Raw genomic sequence first — 17,762 nt, forward strand, 5'->3', positions numbered from 1 at the left:
AATGATCGCCTTGCTCACAGCGGCTCTCCTTCGACGAGATCGAACAGCACGAACGCCATCCGGCACGGCTTGTCCGAGCGGTTCGCCCAGCTGTGATTAGTCGCGCGCTGGATCAGAACGTCTCCGGGGCGCATGAGTGTTTCTCCTTCGTCGAGCAGCGCCCAGATTTCCCCTTCGAGCACGATTGCATAGTCGAGCGACTCCGTTTTGTGGAACCAGAAATGCCGTGCGCCGGATTTGTCGCGCACGCCGCTGTCGTCGAGGAATTGCTTGAGTTGCGCTTCGTCGTAGTTTTCGTCGGGCGGAAAGTCGACGATACGCAGCAACGAGCCGCCTTTCGAATGGAAGCCGAACGCGTGACCGGCCGGCGCCGGTTCGTCGCCGGCTGCACGCGCTTCGCCTGTGGCCCACACGACGTGCGCGAGTGGCAGCCCCGGCCGGTTCGTTCTGTTCGGTGTAGGTCCATCCGACACGAAGCAGGACTTACCTTGGGTGTTGGTGCCCGTGACGATCCGCCTGACCGGGCGATACCCGTCCGTGTTCGCCTGCTGCAAGCCCTGATCCTTTACCAGCGTCTCCATGTTTTCTCCATTAACGAGTCGTACCGTATCGTTAATCAGTCGTGGTTGACTGTCAATAGGGAAATTGAGCAGGGAAGATTCGCGATTTTTGGCCGCATTCACGCTTGACAAATATGAACGGTCCGTTTTGTAATGGCGGCAAGCAAATTACAACGGCCGGGATTCATGGAGACAGAGAAAATTCGCGTGATGTGGTTTGTGCCGCCGCTGCTTGCGCTCGTCGCAAGTCAGGACGCACAGGCAATGACGGTCCACGCCGATCGCAACTGCTCGTCGGATGAGCAGTTTGACGCTCTCGTGGCCGGGGACGTGGATGCGGTCGTGACGTCGATGGACAATGTCATCGGCTGGAACCGCCGCGCGGGGCCGCGAGACTTTCGCGTCGTCGCTCAGGTCGAGCGAACCACGCCATTGACGGTGGTCGCGCGGCCGCAACTGCGCAACCTGCACGATCTGCGTGGCGCGGACCTGCTGGTCGATGCGCCGGACAACGGCTTCGTCGTTGCGCTCAGGGCCATGCTGCGCGATGCGGGCGTCGCATCCGATGCAGTGCGCCTGACGCCCGCAGGCGGCGTCAAGGAGCGCTTCGACGCGCTCGTGGCGGGACAGGGCGACGCAACCTTGCTGGGACCGCCCTTCGATTCGATGGCGGTTGCGTCGGGCTTCGCGCGCATCGCCAGTGTGCAGGAATCGTACCCAGACTTTCCCGGCCAGGGGGTCGTCGTGCGCAAGGCTGGCGAGGCGAACCCCAATGTCGCGGCATGGCTGCGAGCGCTGGAGCGCGCCCGCCGTCGCATTAGCGGGAACGCGGAATCTGCGCGGCAGGCGGTGCTGGCGGCCGGTTTTCCGGGCACCGTTGCAGAGGCGATGATCGCGCAGAACCCCGGCTCGCTGCGCCCGACGACGGAGGGCATCGCGCTGCTCATCGCGCACCGCCGGTCGCTCGGCCTGGTGGGTGCGGACAATGACTATTGGACCATCGTCGACGATTCGATGGTCGAGCAATGCATGGGAGGCATGAAGTGAAGCGATATGCGCTTGGAACGTTTTCGGTGGGGGATGGTGCCCGGTTTGTCGGCTTCGTCGTGAATGATCGCGTGACCTCGCTTGCCGAACTGGCGGCGGTTTATGGTGAACGCGATCTGGCAAACGCGCCGGGCGTGCTGGCGCTTCTCGAGACCTGGTCGACGAGCGAGCCCGCGCTGGGCCGTCTCGCCGCGAAAGTCTCGGGAGAAGAGGGCGGATGGTATGCGCTGTCCGAGTTGTATACACACCCGGCCATCGATCTGCCGCGCCAGATTTTTTGCACAGGTGCGAATTACCGCAAGCATGTCGTCGATCTGACGGTGGATGCGAAGATCGGCCCTGACGGACTCGACGAAGCCGGGCTTCGACGCTGGGCGGAGACCATGATGGATGAACGGCTCGCGAACGGGGAGCCTTACGCATTCACGAAGCCGGTCTCCGCTGTCTCCGGGGCGTTCGATCCGCTGGTGTTGCCGGTCACGACAGTGAAACCGGACTGGGAACTGGAGCTGGCCGTCGTGATTGGACGTGGCGGCTACCAGATTCCGCGCGAGCAGGCGCTGGACCACGTGGCGGGTTACACCATCGTCAACGACATATCGGCGCGCGATCTCATTCCACGCACCGACTACAGGATGTTGGGCACCGACTGGCTGCGCTCGAAGGGGCAGCCAGGCTTTCTGCCGCTCGGGCCGTATCTGGTGCCGAAGGCATTTGTGCCGCAGCCGCATCGTCTGCAGATGCGGCTCACGGTGTCGGGACAGGTCATGCAGGACGAGACGACCGCCGACATGCTGTTCGGCATCGAGCGCCAGATCGAATATATTTCGCGCTATTCGCGGCTTTTGCCCGGCGACGTTATCTGTACCGGTTCGCCCGCCGGCAACGGCACGCACTACAACCGCTTTCTGCGCGATGGGGATGTGATGGAGGCTGAGATCGAAGGACTGGGCCGCCAGCGACAGATCTGCATCGCACAACAACATGGCTGACCTGACCGAAGCGACAGTACGCCGCGACAATCCCGATCGTGCCTTGCTTCACGATCTTCTGTCGGCGCAAGCTCGGGACGTCAGGCTCGACATGAACCCCGCGTTGGTCTCTCTTCGCGCCACCTTGCTTGCGGGTCGCGCAGGGGCGCTGTCTATTGGTTTCACCGCGCCGGACTACTCGGTCCAAGGCAATGGCGTGGTATCCGGTGGGACCCTTGCATCGATGCTCGATCTTGCGATGGCATTGGCCTTGCTCTCGCAGCTTCCGCCCGGTCGCACGTGCGCAACCATCAGTCTCACCGTCAATATGATCGAGCCGGGGTATGTCGGAGAGTTCGTCGCCGATGCCCGCGTCAAACGTCTGGGCGCTCGCGTGTCGTTCGTGGAAGCCAATCTGCACGATGCAGCAAGGACGCGGTGCGTCGCCACTGCCACAGCCCCGTTTGCAGTATTCGATGTGCGCGGCTGATTTCACACCGCGTTGTCTTCGATATCCCGGGTAGTCCATCGTCGCAAGTACTGAGCGCCAAAGAGCAGCGCGAGGGTAGGTCGCTCATGATTTGTGTGTCAAGAGCGACGACCCAGGAGCTCATCATCGATTTCTGAATCATGAACGGAACACCCGATAACGCTCGCGAGGGTAGTTGAAATGCGGAAGGACCCTGGCGAGCCTGCGAGGTCAAGCTTTGGCAGCACCGACGCAGTTTGCCGCGGCACACAATGGCCGCTTTATATCTGTTGCTTTGGCAGCATGGCCTCCATGCGCATGTGCGATTCGATGCTGCCTGCTCTTGCGGGGGAGTTTGCGGTCCCTGCCGACCGCGCCTCGCAGACCATATCGTTGTTTGCAGTCGCCTACGGAATCTTTCAGTTGTGCTCCGGGCCGCTCGGCGACCGGCTCGGGAAAATGCGCGTGATCGCGCTCTCGGCGTTTGCCTGTGCGCTTGGCAGTATTGGAGCGTGCGTTGCAGGAAGTCTGGACGAACTGCTTGCCGCGCGGCTTTGTTCGGGTGCCGCGGCTGCAGGCATCGTTCCATTGACGATGGCGTGGATCGGCGATCACAGTCCGGACGGCGAGCGTCAGGTAGCGCTGGCGCGTCTGATCGGTGCGACCGTCCTCGGCATGATTGCGGGGCAATGGGGCGGCGGAGCACTCGCTTCCTCTTTGGGATGGCGGACTTCCTTCATGTCGATCGGTGCGGTGTTCGCGCTCGGCTCGCTGACGGTGCGAAGCGTATCGCTGCGCATTCCGCGAGACACACCGGCGAAGCAGCTGACGTTCGTACGCCAGACAATCGAGATTCTCGGCGTAAGCTGGGTGCGTCTCGTCTTGCTGGTGACGTTCGTTGAAGGCATGTTTGCCTACAGTGCATTGGCATTTATGCCCACCTACCTCAACACCTCGTTTGCACTGCCTTCGTCCGAAGCGGGACTGATCGCCTCCAGCTACGGAATGGGAGGGTTGATTTTCAGTCTGAGCTCGAAGCGCATCATATGGCGCTTGAAGGACGTTCGTCTGGCGCGAGTGGGAGGGCTGTTGCTCGCAATAGCACTCGTTGTGCTTGCGGGCTCACCGGCCTGGTGGCTGACCGTCCCTGCCTGTGCGCTCGCCGGATTTGGCTTTTATGCACTTCACAATGTCTTGCAGAACCATGCCGCGCAGATGGCACCGCAAACGAGAGGCACGGCCGTTTCGCTATTTTCCTGTGTGCTTTTTTTGGGGCAATCGTTCGGAATTGTGTTGGGTGCGTGGTCGATCGGTCACGCTTCAGTGCGCATCCTGTTCGCTGTCTGCGCGCTGGGACTGCTTGTTCTTGCCGTCGTCTTTGCGCACTTGTTAACGGCAAGGCACGCGCCGCAAATGCCAGGTGTCCTTGAGTGAGCCAGCAGTCGCAATATGACAACCCGCTCTGATGAGGGACCGGTGTCGGGCGATGCGGCCGCAACGCCCGACACCGCGCCGCTAGAACTTGATGAAGGCGTTAAGCCACAGCGCATTGCCGTAGGCGGCGTTGCGCGCATATATATGACGTTGCCAGTGAAGCACGGCGCCCCATTTCTGCGTTGCATAGCCGACCTGCGGCCCCATGGTTAGCTCGTTAGTCCGATGTCCGTCGCCGAACGCAGCCTGTCCATCGATCTTGTCGTCGTTGAGCTGGGTATTCGCATACCCGCCAACGCCGACGAGCCAGTTCTGGTTGATGTGGTAATTGACACCGTAGTCTGCGGTAAGCTGGACGCCCGACTGATAGTGGGTGGCCGAATTGACGCTGCTGTAGTTCAGGTTGATCTTGGAGCTAAGCTCGAGCTGCTGGAGCGGCATCCAGGTAAACGCATAGGCTAGATAGAGGCTCGTGACGTTGTTTCCCGGATTGAAAAGCCGTGTCTTGTCGTATGAACCCCACGGGGCGACGAAATCGACCTCGACAGTCTGGAAATAGTGCGGCGAGGCCCAGCCAACGAGCACGCCGAACAGTGGGTCGCCAAATCCCCGTCCGCCGCCGGAGAGCCCAAACGACGGCAGGTGGAGGGTGCCGTCGATGTAGGGAACGGCAGTCTGGACGGCGACGTTGCCACCCAGAATGGTTGGTGTTTCAAAGACGTGAACTGCTCGCAGCGCATGGGCCTGCACGCCGCCATTGGCCCCTTGCGGACTACTGTTGCCGCCACCGTCGCGCAGTGACGTCATGTCCTCGAATTTGTTGTAGCTGTAGATGTATGTTCCAGGGCCCCCAAGCAGCCCGCTCATCACGGTCATGATCCCGGACGGGTAGCTGCTCGTGCCGTTTTCAAGCGCAAAAGCAGGGCTCTGGGCCAGACCGGTCACGACGCACGCGACGCCGTAAAGTTTGTATCGCTTCATTGCAGTGTCTCCTGTATTTGTAAGTTTTTGATTCGTAGTACGAAGTTATTGTTCTATGAACATGCTTCTGTATGTGTGTCGTCAGCTTCATGCTGACGAATCTTCGCAAAAACAGCCGGTGATTTCGTCAACGCGGCATCGGGAAGAGCGCGCTGACGTACCTGCCTTCTTCAATCTTCAGGGTGACGGCCTCGAGGTACTGGCCCGCGCAGGGTCCCGATATGCACAGGCCGTCATGAAGCGTGAATTTCGCGCCGTGGCCGTGGCAAACGATGTGATTCGCACCCTGATCGAGATAGGCATGCTTTCGCCAGGGAAGAGAAGCCCCGGGCCAATGCGGACACGAATTGATATAGCCACGCAGGAGCTCGCGCCTGCGCACGACGAAAAGGTCGTCGACGCCGCGCCCCTGCAAGTCGAATCCGCGTGCGCCAGTCGGCGAAAGCGCGTTCAACTCGCACAGGCGGATCCATTGAACGGTGCCGGAGTCTGGCATGGCGTTTCGCGTTCAGGATTGCTTTCAGGATTGTGCTGTGGGCGGGCCTCCCGGCGCCCACGTCTCGCGCCACTGGAAGAGGAATTCCTGTGAGTTCTCCGCGATGGCGGGGGCAACACGGGGAACCCAGGAGTCATCGAGCTGATCCATGTCCGCGTCGTATTCGATATGGCAGCCCATCGGGCTATTGAAATACCAGAACCAGTTCGAGCCGAACCGGTGACGCCCCGGTCCCCAGAACGATTCATAACCCTTCGCTGCGAACGCGTAGCCTGCTCGCAGCACCTCCGACGGACCGCCCATGTGGAACGTGAAGTGGTCGCAACCCTGCATGGCCGGCGGGGTCTTGATGAAGAACAGCGTGTGGTGATCGAGGGTGCCCCGCGGGCGCAGGAACGGGCCCATTCCAGTGAAACGGTCGTTGACCCGGAACCCCAGCCGGTTCACGTAGAACGCCTCGGCCTTGTCCGTATCGGGCACGAAGTAGACGACGTGCGAAAGCGTCCGGGGAAGCGGCGGCGGTTCGTCGCGATTTGCCGGCGAGCCCGTAACGTTCAGGCCGCGGTGCGCATCGCCCGGGGCGTTGACCTGCTCTGCAGGAAGTGTTGGCGTTCGGCGCACGGACACCTGAAATCCCAGGACGAATCCCGTGTCGTCGGTTGCTTCGATGGAGCCGTCCGCCAGAAATTTGACCTCGCGATCCTTGCCCAGCTCGTGCGCGATTTCGTCGAGTGCCGCTCGATCTTCCACGCCGTAGATCGTCTTGCGTAGCTGATTGGTCGTCGGCAGCGTCCACTTCGGCAGCGCCGGGTCATCCTTGTGGCGAATGACGACGCCCGTCCCGTCGAGAGCCGCGAATGCGCCATCGCCTGTTGGCGTCAGCCCGTAGTCGGCGAGAAATGTCGCGCAGCTTTCGACGTCGTCGACGCCGAAAACGAGTGTGTCAGGTCCAAGGATTCTCACTTTAAGCGTCCTGTTGAAAGAGGAAACGTGATGTCGATTAATACGATACGATGCGGATCATAATATTCCGCTTGCTCTGGATCACGCAAGAGGGGTTCGGGTTTCCACGCGACTTTTCAGCATGAGGAAAAACCCTCGCTTACGATACGTAGCGTATCGTATATATAATGAAACGGTCGCTAACGAGGGTGCGTGTGGTTGGACCGGGGAGGCCGGTATTGCCGCCGTATTCAGAAACTGGAGCCGAACAATGAAGCTGGGTCGCATCGCTGTGAACGGGCCGGATGGGGATGTCGCCCGTCTGGTGCTGGTATTGCCTGAAGAGGGGCGCGTCATCGATCTGAAGCGCGCGTCCGTATTGGCGCTGGAGAAACAGGGGGCGACGGGAGAGTCGGCGCGCCGGTTATCGGAGGCGCTCTTTCCCGGCAGCATGTCGGCGGCGATTGGTCTGGGCGGGCGGTTTCTCGACGCGGCTCGCCGCGCGGAGAGCGAGCGCCCCGATGAGGCGTCCGTGCCGATCGGAGAAGTGAGGTGGCTCCCGGCAACCGATCCGTCCGTTGTCCGCGACGGGTTGACGTTCATCGGACACATCAAGGGCTTTCACGAGAAGATCGGGCACAAGCCGCATGAGAGCCTGCTGAAGGTGCCGGGCTATTTCAAGGGCACGCCGCACACCGTGATCGGCCATGATGCGGAAGTGCCGTGGCCGGGTTACATCGGGCATATGGATTACGAGCTCGAACTCGGATACATCATCGGCCGGCGCGGCGGTAATCTGAGACCGGATGAGGCGCGTCCCTATCTCTTCGGTATCACGGTGTTCAACGACTTCAGTGCCCGCGATCGCCAGTCGATCGAAATGCCGATCCAGATGGGGCCGACCAAATGCAAGGACTTCGCCTATGGGGTTGGTCCGTGGATCACGACGATCGACGAATTTGCCGATCTGGACGCCATTTCGATGGAAGTGCGGGTCAACGGCGAGACCTGGGGGAAAGGAACGAGCGCGAACAAGCTCTGGAGCGTCGACGAGCTGATCGCATGGGCGAGTCTGGGCGAAGTCTTGGAGCCGGGCGACGTTATCGGCTCAGGCACGATGGGAGGTGGCTCCGCGCTCGAACTCGATCGCAAACTTCAGCCCGGCGATGTGGTGGAGCTTGAAGTGGGCGGGGTCGGTATCCTCCGCAACCGGATGGGCCAGCCACAGTCCGGATTGTGGTGGCCCGAGGAGCGCGCTCCCTTCATGTGAGTTGACGCGACTACAACAATTTCAAGGAGACACAGTCATGGCTTCGCAGCACAAGGTGCTTGTCGTCGGCGGAGGGATCGCTGGCATGACGCTCGCACACGGACTCGCGCGTGCCGGTTTGGACGTGAGGGTCGTGGAGAGCGGCCACCGAACGGATCAGCAGGGAACCGGCATTTCCCTGCTTGGCAACGCGTTGCGCGCACTCGATCGCGTGGGGCTCGCCGATAGTTGCATGGCGGCGGGATCCGGATGGGACACGGTCAGTGTGCGCAACGATGCAGGCGAGATTGTGAACGAGCGGCGTCCACCGCGTACTTTCAGGCCGGACGCCCCCGGCGCGATAGGCATCATGCGGCCGAAGCTGGCCGAGGTGCTCGAAGGGCAGGCGCTCGCGAGCGGTGCCCGGATCGACTACCGGACCACCGTCGAAGATTTCGAGCAGGACGGCAGCGGTGTGTCATACCGACTTTCGACGGGCGAAACAGGGCGCTGCGACCTGCTTGTTGCCGCTGATGGAACGTATTCAAAGACGCGTTCCAAGGTATTCGGTAGTGAGTATCAGCCGACCTATGCGGGACAAGGTGCGTGGCGTTTTACCGTTGAGCGTCCCGCGGAGTTCGACGGGCTGGTGCTGTACAAGCACCGGGACGGCCGCGCGGTGGGCGGCCTCCCGTTATCGGACAAGCTTTGCTACTACTTCTTCCTCGAAAATGCCAAGGTCCATGCGCATATGCCGCAAGACAGGCTGAGCGAGATGTTCAGGGAGCGTCTCGAGGGGTTTTCGGCGCGGGATCTTCTCGCGGCGATCGGGCGTTGCGATGGCACACGCTACATCAGTTACCGCCCGTTCGATATTCTGTTCATGCCGCAACCGTGGCATCGGGGGCGAGTCGTATTGGTGGGAGATGCCGCGCATTCGGTCACGCCGCAGTTGACATCGGGTGGTGGCATGGCGATTGAAGACGCGGTCGTGCTTACCGAAGAACTGACCCAGCGGGCGAGTATCGACGATGCACTCGTGGCGTATGGGCAGCGTCGCTACGAGCGGGTGAAGCGCGTTTTCGACATCTCACTGGCCATCTGCCAGGCAGAGCAGGATCCACGCGCGGATGGGCGACGTGCCGTCGAACTCCTGTTCGAGGGGTATGGTGTGCTTGCCCAGCCGTTCTGAGCGGGGCGAGTGTTGCGCCCATTAGAATGGGCGGCCCGGCGCCGATGATGATTGGCAACCATCCGACGGCGGCCGGGCTGCAGCTCAGCGCAGACCGAACAACTTCACCCGCACCGAGCGCAGATGCTCACGCATCAGTTGTTCGGCCTTGCCCGGGTTGTGCGCGCGAATGGCGTCCACCAGCAAGTGATGTTCGCCATCAGTGTCGTGTCGAGGCCCGATCTGGGGGGTGAATACCTCCTCCATGCGGGCGTCGAGATTGACGCGTACCTGTACGCGCATGGTGTCGTACAACATGAGAAGCAGGGCGTTGTGCGTGGATTCCGCGATGGTGCGGTGCAGGTGCTCGTCGAGGCGCTTCCACGGAACGAAGGGTTCCGTGCTCGCCATGTCGGCCAGGCACTGGTCCATTGCGGCGATGTCGGCAGGCGTTGCATGGACCGCGGCCTGCGCGGCGAGTTGGGGCTCCAGCACTAGCCGGGCATCCATGATGTCGTCGACGCTGATCGACGATGACCAGCTCTCGTCGTCCGGCTGAACCTCTCTGGGACCGACGAACGTGCCTTTGCCGACGTGGCGCCAGATAAGCCCCTCGTCCTCCAGTCTTTTGAGCACGGTGCGCAGCCGCCCCCTGGACACGCCCAGTGCATCGCTGAGCTTTGGTTCAGGCGGCAGGCGCAGGTCTCCACTCTTTGCCACGTGGCCCTCGATGTACTCGCGCAGCCGCAGCACATCGTCATCGATCAATCTTGCTTGTTCCGACATCCCCATTGCACTCCCAACCGAGGGAGCCTCTCCTGTCCAGATTGTGACCGTTGATCAAGGAGCACTCGTGCCGGCCTTGTACGTCCCAATTTTGAGGTCGCATGAAGCCGGCGCGGCGGGCCGCAAGCGCGTAATCAATTGATTCGCGGGGTCGCCCATTGAGCGCATCAATAGGGAAGTCATTATGCACTAATTCGACGCGGACCCCTTGATATAAGAGGAATTGCCTAGTTTGAAGCGACTCAATATTTGTATTGATGTATTGTAAAGCTTGCATTGATTGATGTGAGGCGTGTAGCATCGGGTCCATACGAACAGCCCCGAACGTGGGGCCTGGAGACACTGCATGTTCAGCACCCTGTTGGCAGCCTTGCGTTCCCTGCCGCTTAAGGCCGCGGTCATCGAGCCGGCGCCGGCGTCAGCTCGCGCGACCTGGATGATCGAGCCCGCGCACACCCACATCGGCTTTTCGGTTCGCCACCTCGGCTTGACGCGTACGCCGGGAATCTTTCGACGCTTCCATGCACAACTTGCGTTCGACGACCAGCGTGTCGAAGCGTCGAGCGTTTTATTCGAGATCGAAGCGGCGTCGATCGACACGGCTCTCGACGTCCGCGACGAACACCTGCGCGGCGCCGAGTGGTTCGACGTTCAGTCGCACCCGACGATCGTCTTCGTGTCCCGCTCGGTGCGGCATACAGAGGGCCGCCAGTACGTGATCGAAGGCGATCTCACCATTCGCGGCATCACGCTGCCGACCTCTTTCGATTCCACGCTCATCGATCGCGCAGTGAATCCCTGGACGCAGAGTCCCGTGGTTGGCTTCGAGGCAACGGCCAACATCAGTCGCAGCGCCTATGGGATGGATGCAATCCCACATGCGCTGTCGGACACGGTCCAACTGACGATCGCGACCGAGGTGACTTGCCAACCCTGATCTAGGGCATGCATCGGATTGCGCAGAAACGCATTAATGCCTCTTGCCGGCAGCCAGCTCCCTTCAAATCACTCTTTTCTTTTGCTCATGACCACCACCTCGTTTGCTCCTGTGTTCGTCTCCAGCGAGGCCGCCAAGGCCGTCTTTGACTGGACAGATGCCATACGCGCGCTGCAGTCGGCCTATGCCCGTCCGATTTCGCGCAGGTCCACCCCGCCGCGTACCGTGGCCGTCGCTGGCAAGACCTGGCTGCGCACGCTGCCGGCCGTGCCGGTGGGCGGCCGCTACTACGGCGCCAAGATCATGGGCATGGCGATGGGCTCCGCCGTGCCCGGCGTGGAATACGTGATCGTGCTGTTCGACCAGGAAACCAGCCGCATCGCGGCGTTTGTCGACGGCAACCTCGTTACCGGCTTCCGGACGGCAGCCACCTCGGCAGCCGCACTTGACCGGCTGGCACCTGGCGGAGCCGCACGCCTCGCCGTGCTCGGCAGCGGCCTGGAAGCCACGATGCATACACGAGCCATCGCCAGCGTGCGAGATCTGACGGAGGTCGTCGTCTTCAGCCCGACACCCGGGCGGCGCGCCGCATTCGCCGAGGCCGTGACACGCGATCTCGGCGTGCCTGCCCGCGGTGTTGCGTCGGCGCAAAAAGCGGTGGAAGGGGCCGATCTCGTGCTTGCCGCGGCCCGCTCCCGGGGCGAACAGCCCATCCTTTTCGGCGACTGGCTCAAGCTCGGCGCGACCGTCGTATCGATCGGTTCGACCATTCCCGAGCAGCGCGAGATCGATGTCTCGGTCGTCGCTCGCAGCGACATCATCGTGTGCGACACGCTCGAGGAAGTGCTGGAAGAAACCGGCGACATGCTCGCGGCCCATGAAGCCGGTATCGCATACAGGGACAAGTCATTCAGCCTGGCGGATCTGATGAGCGGAGAAATCGACGAGCGCCTGAAGGGCGCCGGGAGCCGGATGTACAAGTCGGTGGGCGGCGGCCTGCAGGACATCGTGGTGGCGGAGCTCATCCTCAACAAGGCGATCGAGGCCGGCCTCGCGACGACGCTGCCGATCGAATTCGAAACGAAGCGCTGATACACGCGACATTCAATAGCAACGCAGACCAAAGGAGCACAGCATGGCCCGCTACACCAGAAAGGAAGCCCGCGAATGGGCACGTGAGCATCTCGTTGGCGTTGCCAACGTGACAATTCCGACGATGACATCGGACTTCAAGCGCATCAACGAAAAGGCAGTCCGCCACGACGTCGAACTGTCGATCAAGCACGGCTTCGTCGGCTCTCTCTCATGCTCGGAAGTGGCCATCACGCAGGCCCAGTACGGCGAGTTCTGCGGCATCATGGCCGACCAGGCTGCGGGCCGTCTCGTCATCGTTCATCACGCGGTCTTCAATACTCTTGAGGACAACATTGAGGCGATCAAACTGGCAGAGGCGGGTAGTGCCGACCTGGTGTTGCTCGGCTATCCCCCGTACTTCTATCCGAAGTCCTACGACGAAGTGTTCGAGTACACGAAGGCGATCTGCGCCTCGACGAATCTTGGCGTGATGGTGTTCCCGCTGCCGGCCTGGGGCTTCTCCCGCCTGCATCCTGCCGACATTCCGCTGCCGGTGCTGCGCCGGATGGTGGATGAGATACCCAACGTGGTCGCGATCAAGGCTGAAGGCGGTATGCCCTACATCATGTCGGCAATCGAAGTGCATCGCGAATTCCACGAGGAAGTCGTCATTTCGTCTCCACTGGAATATGAGTACGTACCGCTCGCGCAGGTGATGGACATCCCGTTTTGCGGCACCAACTACTCGGCATATTACGGCCCGCTGTTGCCGCGAATCCACAAGCTGATCCGCGCTGGCGAATACGACGAGGCCACGCAGCTCTGGTACCAGATGGACCCGGCACGAAAGGCCTTTGCCAGCCTACCGATCGCGGCCAACGGCCTGCTCAACCGGATGCTGTGGAAGTACCAGGCATGGCTGCAGGGCTACAACGGCGGCCCCATGCCGCATCCGACGCAGCGTGTGTACCAGCGCGACATGACGGTCTTGCGCAAGGGCCTCGAAGCAGCCGGCCTGAATCCGACAAGCGATCCCGACGAGGCATTCTTCGTCGGCCGTAATCCTGTGTGAGAGCCGACCGTCATGAATGAACTGATCACGCTCCCCCTGAAGGACCCTGGCCTGCTGCGCCAGGCCATGCTGATCGACGGCGAATGGGTGCCCGCCGACAGCGGCGAGACGCTGGATGTGCGCAACCCGGCCACCGGCGAACTGGTCGCACGCGTGCCCAATGGCGGCGCGAACGAGACCCGCCGTGCAATCGCGGCAGCCGAACGCGCGATGCGGGTCTGGCGCAAGGCGTTGCCCAGGGAACGCGCCAAAGTGTTGCGCACGCTGTACGACCTGATGCTGGCGCACATTGACGACCTCGCTATCATCATGACCGCGGAGCAGGGCAAGCCGCTCGTTGAATCGCGTGGCGAAATCCTGTATGCCGCCGGCTTCATCGAGTGGTTCTCGGAGGAAGCGAAGCGCGTCTATGGGGACATCATTCCCCGCAACGTCGATGGCCGGCGCATCCTCGTGCAGAAAGAGCCGATCGGTGTTTTCGCGGCGATCACACCTTGGAATTTTCCGTCCGCAATGATCACTCGCAAGGCCGGCCCGGGGTGGGCCGTCGGTTGTGCCGGGGTCATCAAGCCGGCGAGCCAGACGCCGCTGTCCGCGCTGGCATTGGCGGTGCTCGCTGAGCGCGCCGGTTTGCCGCCGGGCGTATGCAACGTTGTCACCGGCTCGGCTCGCGCCATTGGCGGCGAGCTCACTTCCAGCCCTCTGGTACGCAAGGTATCGTTCACTGGTTCGACGGAAGTCGGGGCGCAACTGCTGGGGCAGTGCGCGCCGACCATCAAGAAGACCAGCATGGAGCTGGGAGGCAATGCTCCGCTTATCGTCTTTGACGATGCGGACGTGGACGCAGCCGTAAAAGGCGCGCTCGCCGCAAAGTACCGCAACGCCGGGCAGGCTTGCGTCGCTGCCAATCGCATACTGGTGCAGTCAGGCATCTATGATGCCTTCGCCACGAAGCTCGCCGAAGCCACGGCCGCCCTCAAGGTAGGCAACGGCATGCATGAAGGTGTGGTGCAGGGGCCTCTCATCAATGAGGACGCTGTCCGGAAGGTCGAAGAGCATATTTCGGATGCGTTGTCCAAAGGGGCTCGTGTGTTGACCGGCGGCAAACGCCACGCGCTCGAAGGCTTCTTCTTCGAACCGACCGTGCTGGCCGATGTGTCTCGCGACGCCCTGATCTTCAACGAGGAAACCTTTGGACCGGTTGCGCCGCTGTTTCGCTTCGAAACAGAAGAGGAGGCAATCGCGCTAGCCAACGATACTCCGTTTGGTCTGGCCTCCTATGTCTTCGCGCGTGACGTGGGCCGCATCTTCCGTGTTGTCGATCAACTTGAGTTTGGCATGGTGGGTGTCAATGAGGGCTTGATCTCGACGGAGGTTGCGCCGTTCGGCGGGGTCAAGACCTCCGGTCTTGGTCGCGAAGGTTCGAAGTATGGCGTCGACGACTACCTTGAAATCAAGTATGTAGCGCTCGGCGGACTTTGAGGCTTCGGATGGCGTCGGCAGACGTTGTCATTCTGGCGGGGACGCCGGGTTAGCGTTTTCTAAATTCGGCAGGCAATTAAGATACGATGTGTCTTATAATTCCGTGCTGCGCGTTTCGCGCTCGCGGTAACGCGTTCGCCCAGGTGTCCAAGGCGGCGCGTACATCAACGCGATATTGCCAGCCGACTCTCCTTTACGCCAATGAAGACAAACGCCCAGCTTCCCGTTACAGCACCTTCCAGCGCACGAGGCGTCGGCCGACCACGCAGCGAGGAAACTCGCACGCAGATTCTTGCTGCGACGGTTCGCCTGCTTGAGACCCGCACGATTCAGTCGATCTCCATCGAAGCGATCGCCAAGGAGGCAGGGGTAGGGAAGGCGACGATCTACCGCTGGTGGGATTCGAAAGCCCTCGTCGTGATCGATGCGTTCATCGAACACCACCTCGTCAAGACGCCGATGCTGCACGATTTGCCGCCCGGCGAAGCTATTGCGGCGCATCTGATTTCGCTGATTCACGAATATGCTGGATGGTCCGGCAGGATCGTCGCACAAATCATCGCTGAGGGGCAGGCCGACCCCGCCGTGTTGCGCGAATTTCGCGAGCGGTTTCACTATGGACGTCGGGCGCTTGTCCGTGAAATGCTTGAGGAGTGGCGAGGTGCAGCGAAAATACGCGTGCCGCCGAACATCGAGACGCTAAGCGAACTCCTGTACGCGCCGGTCTACATGCGTCTGCTGGTTGGAAATGGCCCACTCGACGACCATTTCGCGCGGGAACACATCAGTTACGTCTACACCCTGCTGGGCGTCGAGGTGCCGGATATGGCGCAACTGGGCGAGCGGATGAAGCGGAAAGTGTCCACGAAAAAGACGACGGGTGCTGCACGCTGAGGCATTAGCCGACTTGCTGCACGTACGTCCTGGAGTTCAGCTTTCCTGGCACGCCGGTTTCGGCCCCACGTTGGCAGCACTGCGCAACGCGATCTTCGGGATAGGGCGGCGATCCCGGAAAAGCGCCTCAGAGTTCGCTATACGTTTGAGAAAAGTCTGCTGGACTTTCCGTTGCATTGAGTGCGCCGTGCCTGGCTACGAATCAGGGCTGTTCCGGCTCCACTTCATTCTCGATGGGGTACCGGCCATCTCAGAGTCCAGAAAGAGACGACCATCCAGACGGCCATTCAGCCGGGTGACGAAGCCCGCCGCTTCATCCATATGTTCGCGCATCAGTTCGCGGACTCTTTGCGCGTCCCGCGTTCTGATCGCCGCCAGTATTTCGGAGTGGCAATGGACATTGGCAGCGCCGAACTTCTCATGCTCTTCGATAGGTGTGTCGGTACTGAAAACGACCAGTCGTCGAAGCAGCTCGTTGATCATCTGGCAGATGAAGCGGAGAAATGGGTCGGGGTTGGCCATGGCGAGAATGTCGTGGAAGTCCAGATCCGCCTGCCGCTGCCGCACGAGACTGGCTGTTTCCTTCGCTGCCGGCGCACAGGCCTCGATGTTTGCTTCGAGGGCATCCAGCTGCTCGTCCGTGATGAACGGCACGGCGCCCGCGGCGAGCTCCGGCTCGAGCAAGCGGCGCGCGTTGTAAATGTCCTTCATGCTGATGTCCTTGAAGAACAAATAGTTCTGCACCAGCTGCAGCGTCCTATCCAGCGGCACTTCACGAATGGTCGCTCCGCCTCCCGGCCCCGGGCTGATAGTGATCAGCCCTTGCACTTCTAATGACTTGAGCGCTTCCCGCGTGGTGCTCTTGCTCACTGAAAACAGCTCCTGCAGGTCGCGCTCGTTAGGCAGCTTGTCGCCGGGCTTGAGATTGCGCTGTGTGATCAGGCGCTTGATGTCCTCGGTGACCATGTCGGCCCGCTTCACTTGCTGCTTCAATTGAACTGTCGGGTATACCCGCATCGCACGCGCTTCCAATTTGCCTACTCCGTTGATCTTTATGGGGAAAAGGTGGGTTATCCGGATAATCCCGCAGTCCCTTGACTCCCGGAATTTGAGTATATACGATCCAGTTCATCCTATTTATCATGATAGTTATGATGATCATGACCATAGCTAGTGACTGGAGAAACGCGTGAATTCATTCCTTCCGGGCGCCGCGCCGACCCCGCTCTGGGCAGCGATCCATACGCCCTTTCAGTCATCGCTCGAGCTGGATGAAGCCGGCTTGCGTCACAACGTTCGGCGCTACGTCGAGATCGGATTGCGTGGCGTTTTCTGCAACGGCCTGATGGGGGAGGTCTGGGCGCTAAGCCTTGAGGAGCGCAAGCGGATCGTTGAGATTCTGTGCGATGAAGGACGCGATCGATTGGGCGTGTCGGTCGTCATCACGGCGGCGTCGGTGAACGAGACAGTGGATCTCGGCCGGCATGCAAAGGCGGCCGGAGCGGATCACGCGGTATTGATGGTTCCCACCTCGGGCTCGCGTTCCGACGAACAGCAGCTCGCGTACTTCAGGCTGATCTGCGAGCGCCTGGATATGCCGATCGTGCTTTTCAACGCGGCGACGGCGGCGGGCACGGCCCTTTCGCCCGCGTCATTCGCCAAGGTATGCGAAATACCGCAGGTCACGATCCTGAAGTCGACCGCCTACCGCGAGAATTTGCAGCTCCGGGCGGCAGCGCGGAACGGCGTCGTGGTCTCCGACCCGCTCGAAGAGCACTACCTCCGGAATCGTCTGGACCATGGGCAACGCATCCTCTACGCCGACCCCGAGCCCTATCTCTATCAGGTGCCCGGTTACCGCCCGATCGCCGACTACGTCGCGAAACTGGACGCAGGACTCGACGCCGGCCAGGTCATGGACGAGCACGAAGCGCTGTCGCCGTTGCGAAGCGTCTTCAACAAATGGGTCATGGACCCGCTCATCGACGGCCACATGCCGAACGCCGCGCTCAAGCACTGGTGTGAATTGATCGGCCTCGCGGGCGGGCCTGTCCGCCCGCCTGTTCAGCCCCTCTCCGGCGCGCAGGTGCGCGAACTGGAACGCGATCTCGTTCGCTGCCATGCCCCCGGATTGAACACCGCAGTTCTTTCGAGCTGAATCGTGACCCCCTTACGTTTGCATCGTCTATTCAGGGAG

General features: G+C 61.3%; 18 protein-coding genes. 12 read left to right on the forward strand and 6 right to left on the reverse strand.

The features are described 5' to 3' along the window. Window positions 1-14 precede the first annotated feature (14 nt). Window positions 15-581, reverse strand: coding sequence for a cupin domain-containing protein (locus WN982_RS26145; RefSeq protein ID WP_341318513.1), 567 nt, complete (start codon window positions 579-581; stop codon window positions 15-17). A gap of 165 nt (window positions 582-746) precedes the next feature. On the opposite strand from WN982_RS26145, the gene WN982_RS26150 reads away from it, so the two are divergent. The 4 genes from WN982_RS26150 to WN982_RS26165 all read left to right on the forward strand — a co-directional run bounded on the left by WN982_RS26150 (window position 747) and on the right by WN982_RS26165 (window position 4,481). Then, window positions 747-1,607, forward strand: a complete 861-nt coding sequence (locus WN982_RS26150; protein WP_341318514.1) for an ABC transporter substrate-binding protein — start codon at window positions 747-749, stop codon at window positions 1,605-1,607. Further along, complete coding sequence (locus WN982_RS26155; protein WP_341318515.1) at window positions 1,604-2,599, forward strand: fumarylacetoacetate hydrolase family protein; 996 nt, start codon at window positions 1,604-1,606, stop codon at window positions 2,597-2,599. Before WN982_RS26150 ends, WN982_RS26155 begins: the two co-directional genes overlap by 4 nt. Then, window positions 2,592-3,068, forward strand: coding sequence for a PaaI family thioesterase (locus WN982_RS26160; RefSeq protein ID WP_341318516.1), 477 nt, complete (start codon window positions 2,592-2,594; stop codon window positions 3,066-3,068). Before WN982_RS26155 ends, WN982_RS26160 begins: the two co-directional genes overlap by 8 nt. A 309-nt stretch (window positions 3,069-3,377) precedes the next feature. Then, window positions 3,378-4,481 (forward strand): MFS transporter, encoded by a 1,104-nt coding sequence (locus WN982_RS26165; RefSeq protein WP_341318517.1) that lies wholly within the window; start codon window positions 3,378-3,380, stop codon window positions 4,479-4,481. A gap of 81 nt (window positions 4,482-4,562) precedes the next feature. Here the strand turns inward: WN982_RS26165 and WN982_RS26170 are convergent, their stop codons facing one another. The 3 genes from WN982_RS26170 to WN982_RS26180 all read right to left on the reverse strand — a co-directional run bounded on the left by WN982_RS26170 (window position 4,563) and on the right by WN982_RS26180 (window position 6,921). Beyond that, window positions 4,563-5,462: a transporter gene (locus WN982_RS26170; RefSeq protein ID WP_341318518.1), complete on the reverse strand. Its 900-nt coding sequence runs from the start codon at window positions 5,460-5,462 to the stop codon at window positions 4,563-4,565. Window positions 5,463-5,589: 127 nt separating this feature from the next. Beyond that, window positions 5,590-5,958: a Rieske 2Fe-2S domain-containing protein gene (locus WN982_RS26175; protein ID WP_341318519.1), complete on the reverse strand. Its 369-nt coding sequence runs from the start codon at window positions 5,956-5,958 to the stop codon at window positions 5,590-5,592. A gap of 24 nt (window positions 5,959-5,982) precedes the next feature. Beyond that, window positions 5,983-6,921, reverse strand: coding sequence for a VOC family protein (locus WN982_RS26180; RefSeq protein WP_341318520.1), 939 nt, complete (start codon window positions 6,919-6,921; stop codon window positions 5,983-5,985). Between the two features lie 250 nt (window positions 6,922-7,171). Between WN982_RS26180 and WN982_RS26185 the strand changes: the two genes are divergently transcribed. Together WN982_RS26185 and WN982_RS26190 are read left to right on the forward strand one after the other, a co-directional pair. After that, complete coding sequence (locus tag WN982_RS26185; protein ID WP_341318521.1) at window positions 7,172-8,170, forward strand: fumarylacetoacetate hydrolase family protein; 999 nt, start codon at window positions 7,172-7,174, stop codon at window positions 8,168-8,170. 37 nt (window positions 8,171-8,207) lie between these two features. Beyond that, window positions 8,208-9,341 (forward strand): FAD-dependent monooxygenase, encoded by a 1,134-nt coding sequence (locus WN982_RS26190; RefSeq protein ID WP_341318522.1) that lies wholly within the window; start codon window positions 8,208-8,210, stop codon window positions 9,339-9,341. Window positions 9,342-9,425: 84 nt separating this feature from the next. On the opposite strand, the gene WN982_RS26195 is transcribed toward WN982_RS26190, so the two are convergent. Further along, window positions 9,426-10,088 carry an FCD domain-containing protein gene (locus WN982_RS26195; RefSeq protein ID WP_341318523.1) on the reverse strand — a complete coding sequence of 221 codons (663 nt, stop codon included), beginning with the start codon at window positions 10,086-10,088 and terminating at the stop codon, window positions 9,426-9,428. A 364-nt stretch (window positions 10,089-10,452) separates the two neighbouring features. Here WN982_RS26195 and WN982_RS26200 point away from each other — a divergent pair, with 364 nt between their 5' ends. The 5 genes from WN982_RS26200 to WN982_RS26220 all read left to right on the forward strand — a co-directional run bounded on the left by WN982_RS26200 (window position 10,453) and on the right by WN982_RS26220 (window position 15,565). Next, entirely contained in the window at window positions 10,453-11,043 is a 591-nt protein-coding gene (locus WN982_RS26200; protein ID WP_341318524.1) for a YceI family protein, read from the forward strand. 36 nt (window positions 11,044-11,079) lie between these two features. After that, on the forward strand, window positions 11,080-12,135 hold the full coding sequence (locus WN982_RS26205; RefSeq protein ID WP_341318525.1) for an ornithine cyclodeaminase family protein: 1,056 nt from the start codon (window positions 11,080-11,082) through the stop codon (window positions 12,133-12,135). A 43-nt stretch (window positions 12,136-12,178) separates the two neighbouring features. Next, window positions 12,179-13,189, forward strand: coding sequence for a dihydrodipicolinate synthase family protein (locus WN982_RS26210; RefSeq protein ID WP_341318526.1), 1,011 nt, complete (start codon window positions 12,179-12,181; stop codon window positions 13,187-13,189). 12 nt (window positions 13,190-13,201) lie between these two features. Then, a complete protein-coding gene (locus WN982_RS26215; RefSeq protein ID WP_341318527.1) occupies window positions 13,202-14,671 on the forward strand; it encodes an NAD-dependent succinate-semialdehyde dehydrogenase in 1,470 nt (489 codons plus the stop codon). A 201-nt stretch (window positions 14,672-14,872) separates the two neighbouring features. Then, window positions 14,873-15,565: a TetR/AcrR family transcriptional regulator gene (locus tag WN982_RS26220; RefSeq protein ID WP_341318528.1), complete on the forward strand. Its 693-nt coding sequence runs from the start codon at window positions 14,873-14,875 to the stop codon at window positions 15,563-15,565. A 195-nt stretch (window positions 15,566-15,760) separates the two neighbouring features. Here the strand turns inward: WN982_RS26220 and WN982_RS26225 are convergent, their stop codons facing one another. Beyond that, entirely contained in the window at window positions 15,761-16,582 is an 822-nt protein-coding gene (locus tag WN982_RS26225) for a FadR/GntR family transcriptional regulator (protein ID WP_341319426.1), read from the reverse strand. A gap of 172 nt (window positions 16,583-16,754) precedes the next feature. Here WN982_RS26225 and WN982_RS26230 point away from each other — a divergent pair, with 172 nt between their 5' ends. After that, window positions 16,755-17,723 carry a dihydrodipicolinate synthase family protein gene (locus WN982_RS26230; protein WP_341318529.1) on the forward strand — a complete coding sequence of 323 codons (969 nt, stop codon included), beginning with the start codon at window positions 16,755-16,757 and terminating at the stop codon, window positions 17,721-17,723. The last annotated feature ends 39 nt before the right edge of the window (window positions 17,724-17,762 follow it).

The sequence above is a fragment of the Paraburkholderia sp. IMGN_8 genome, assembly GCF_038050405.1.
Taxonomy (GTDB): domain Bacteria; phylum Pseudomonadota; class Gammaproteobacteria; order Burkholderiales; family Burkholderiaceae; genus Paraburkholderia.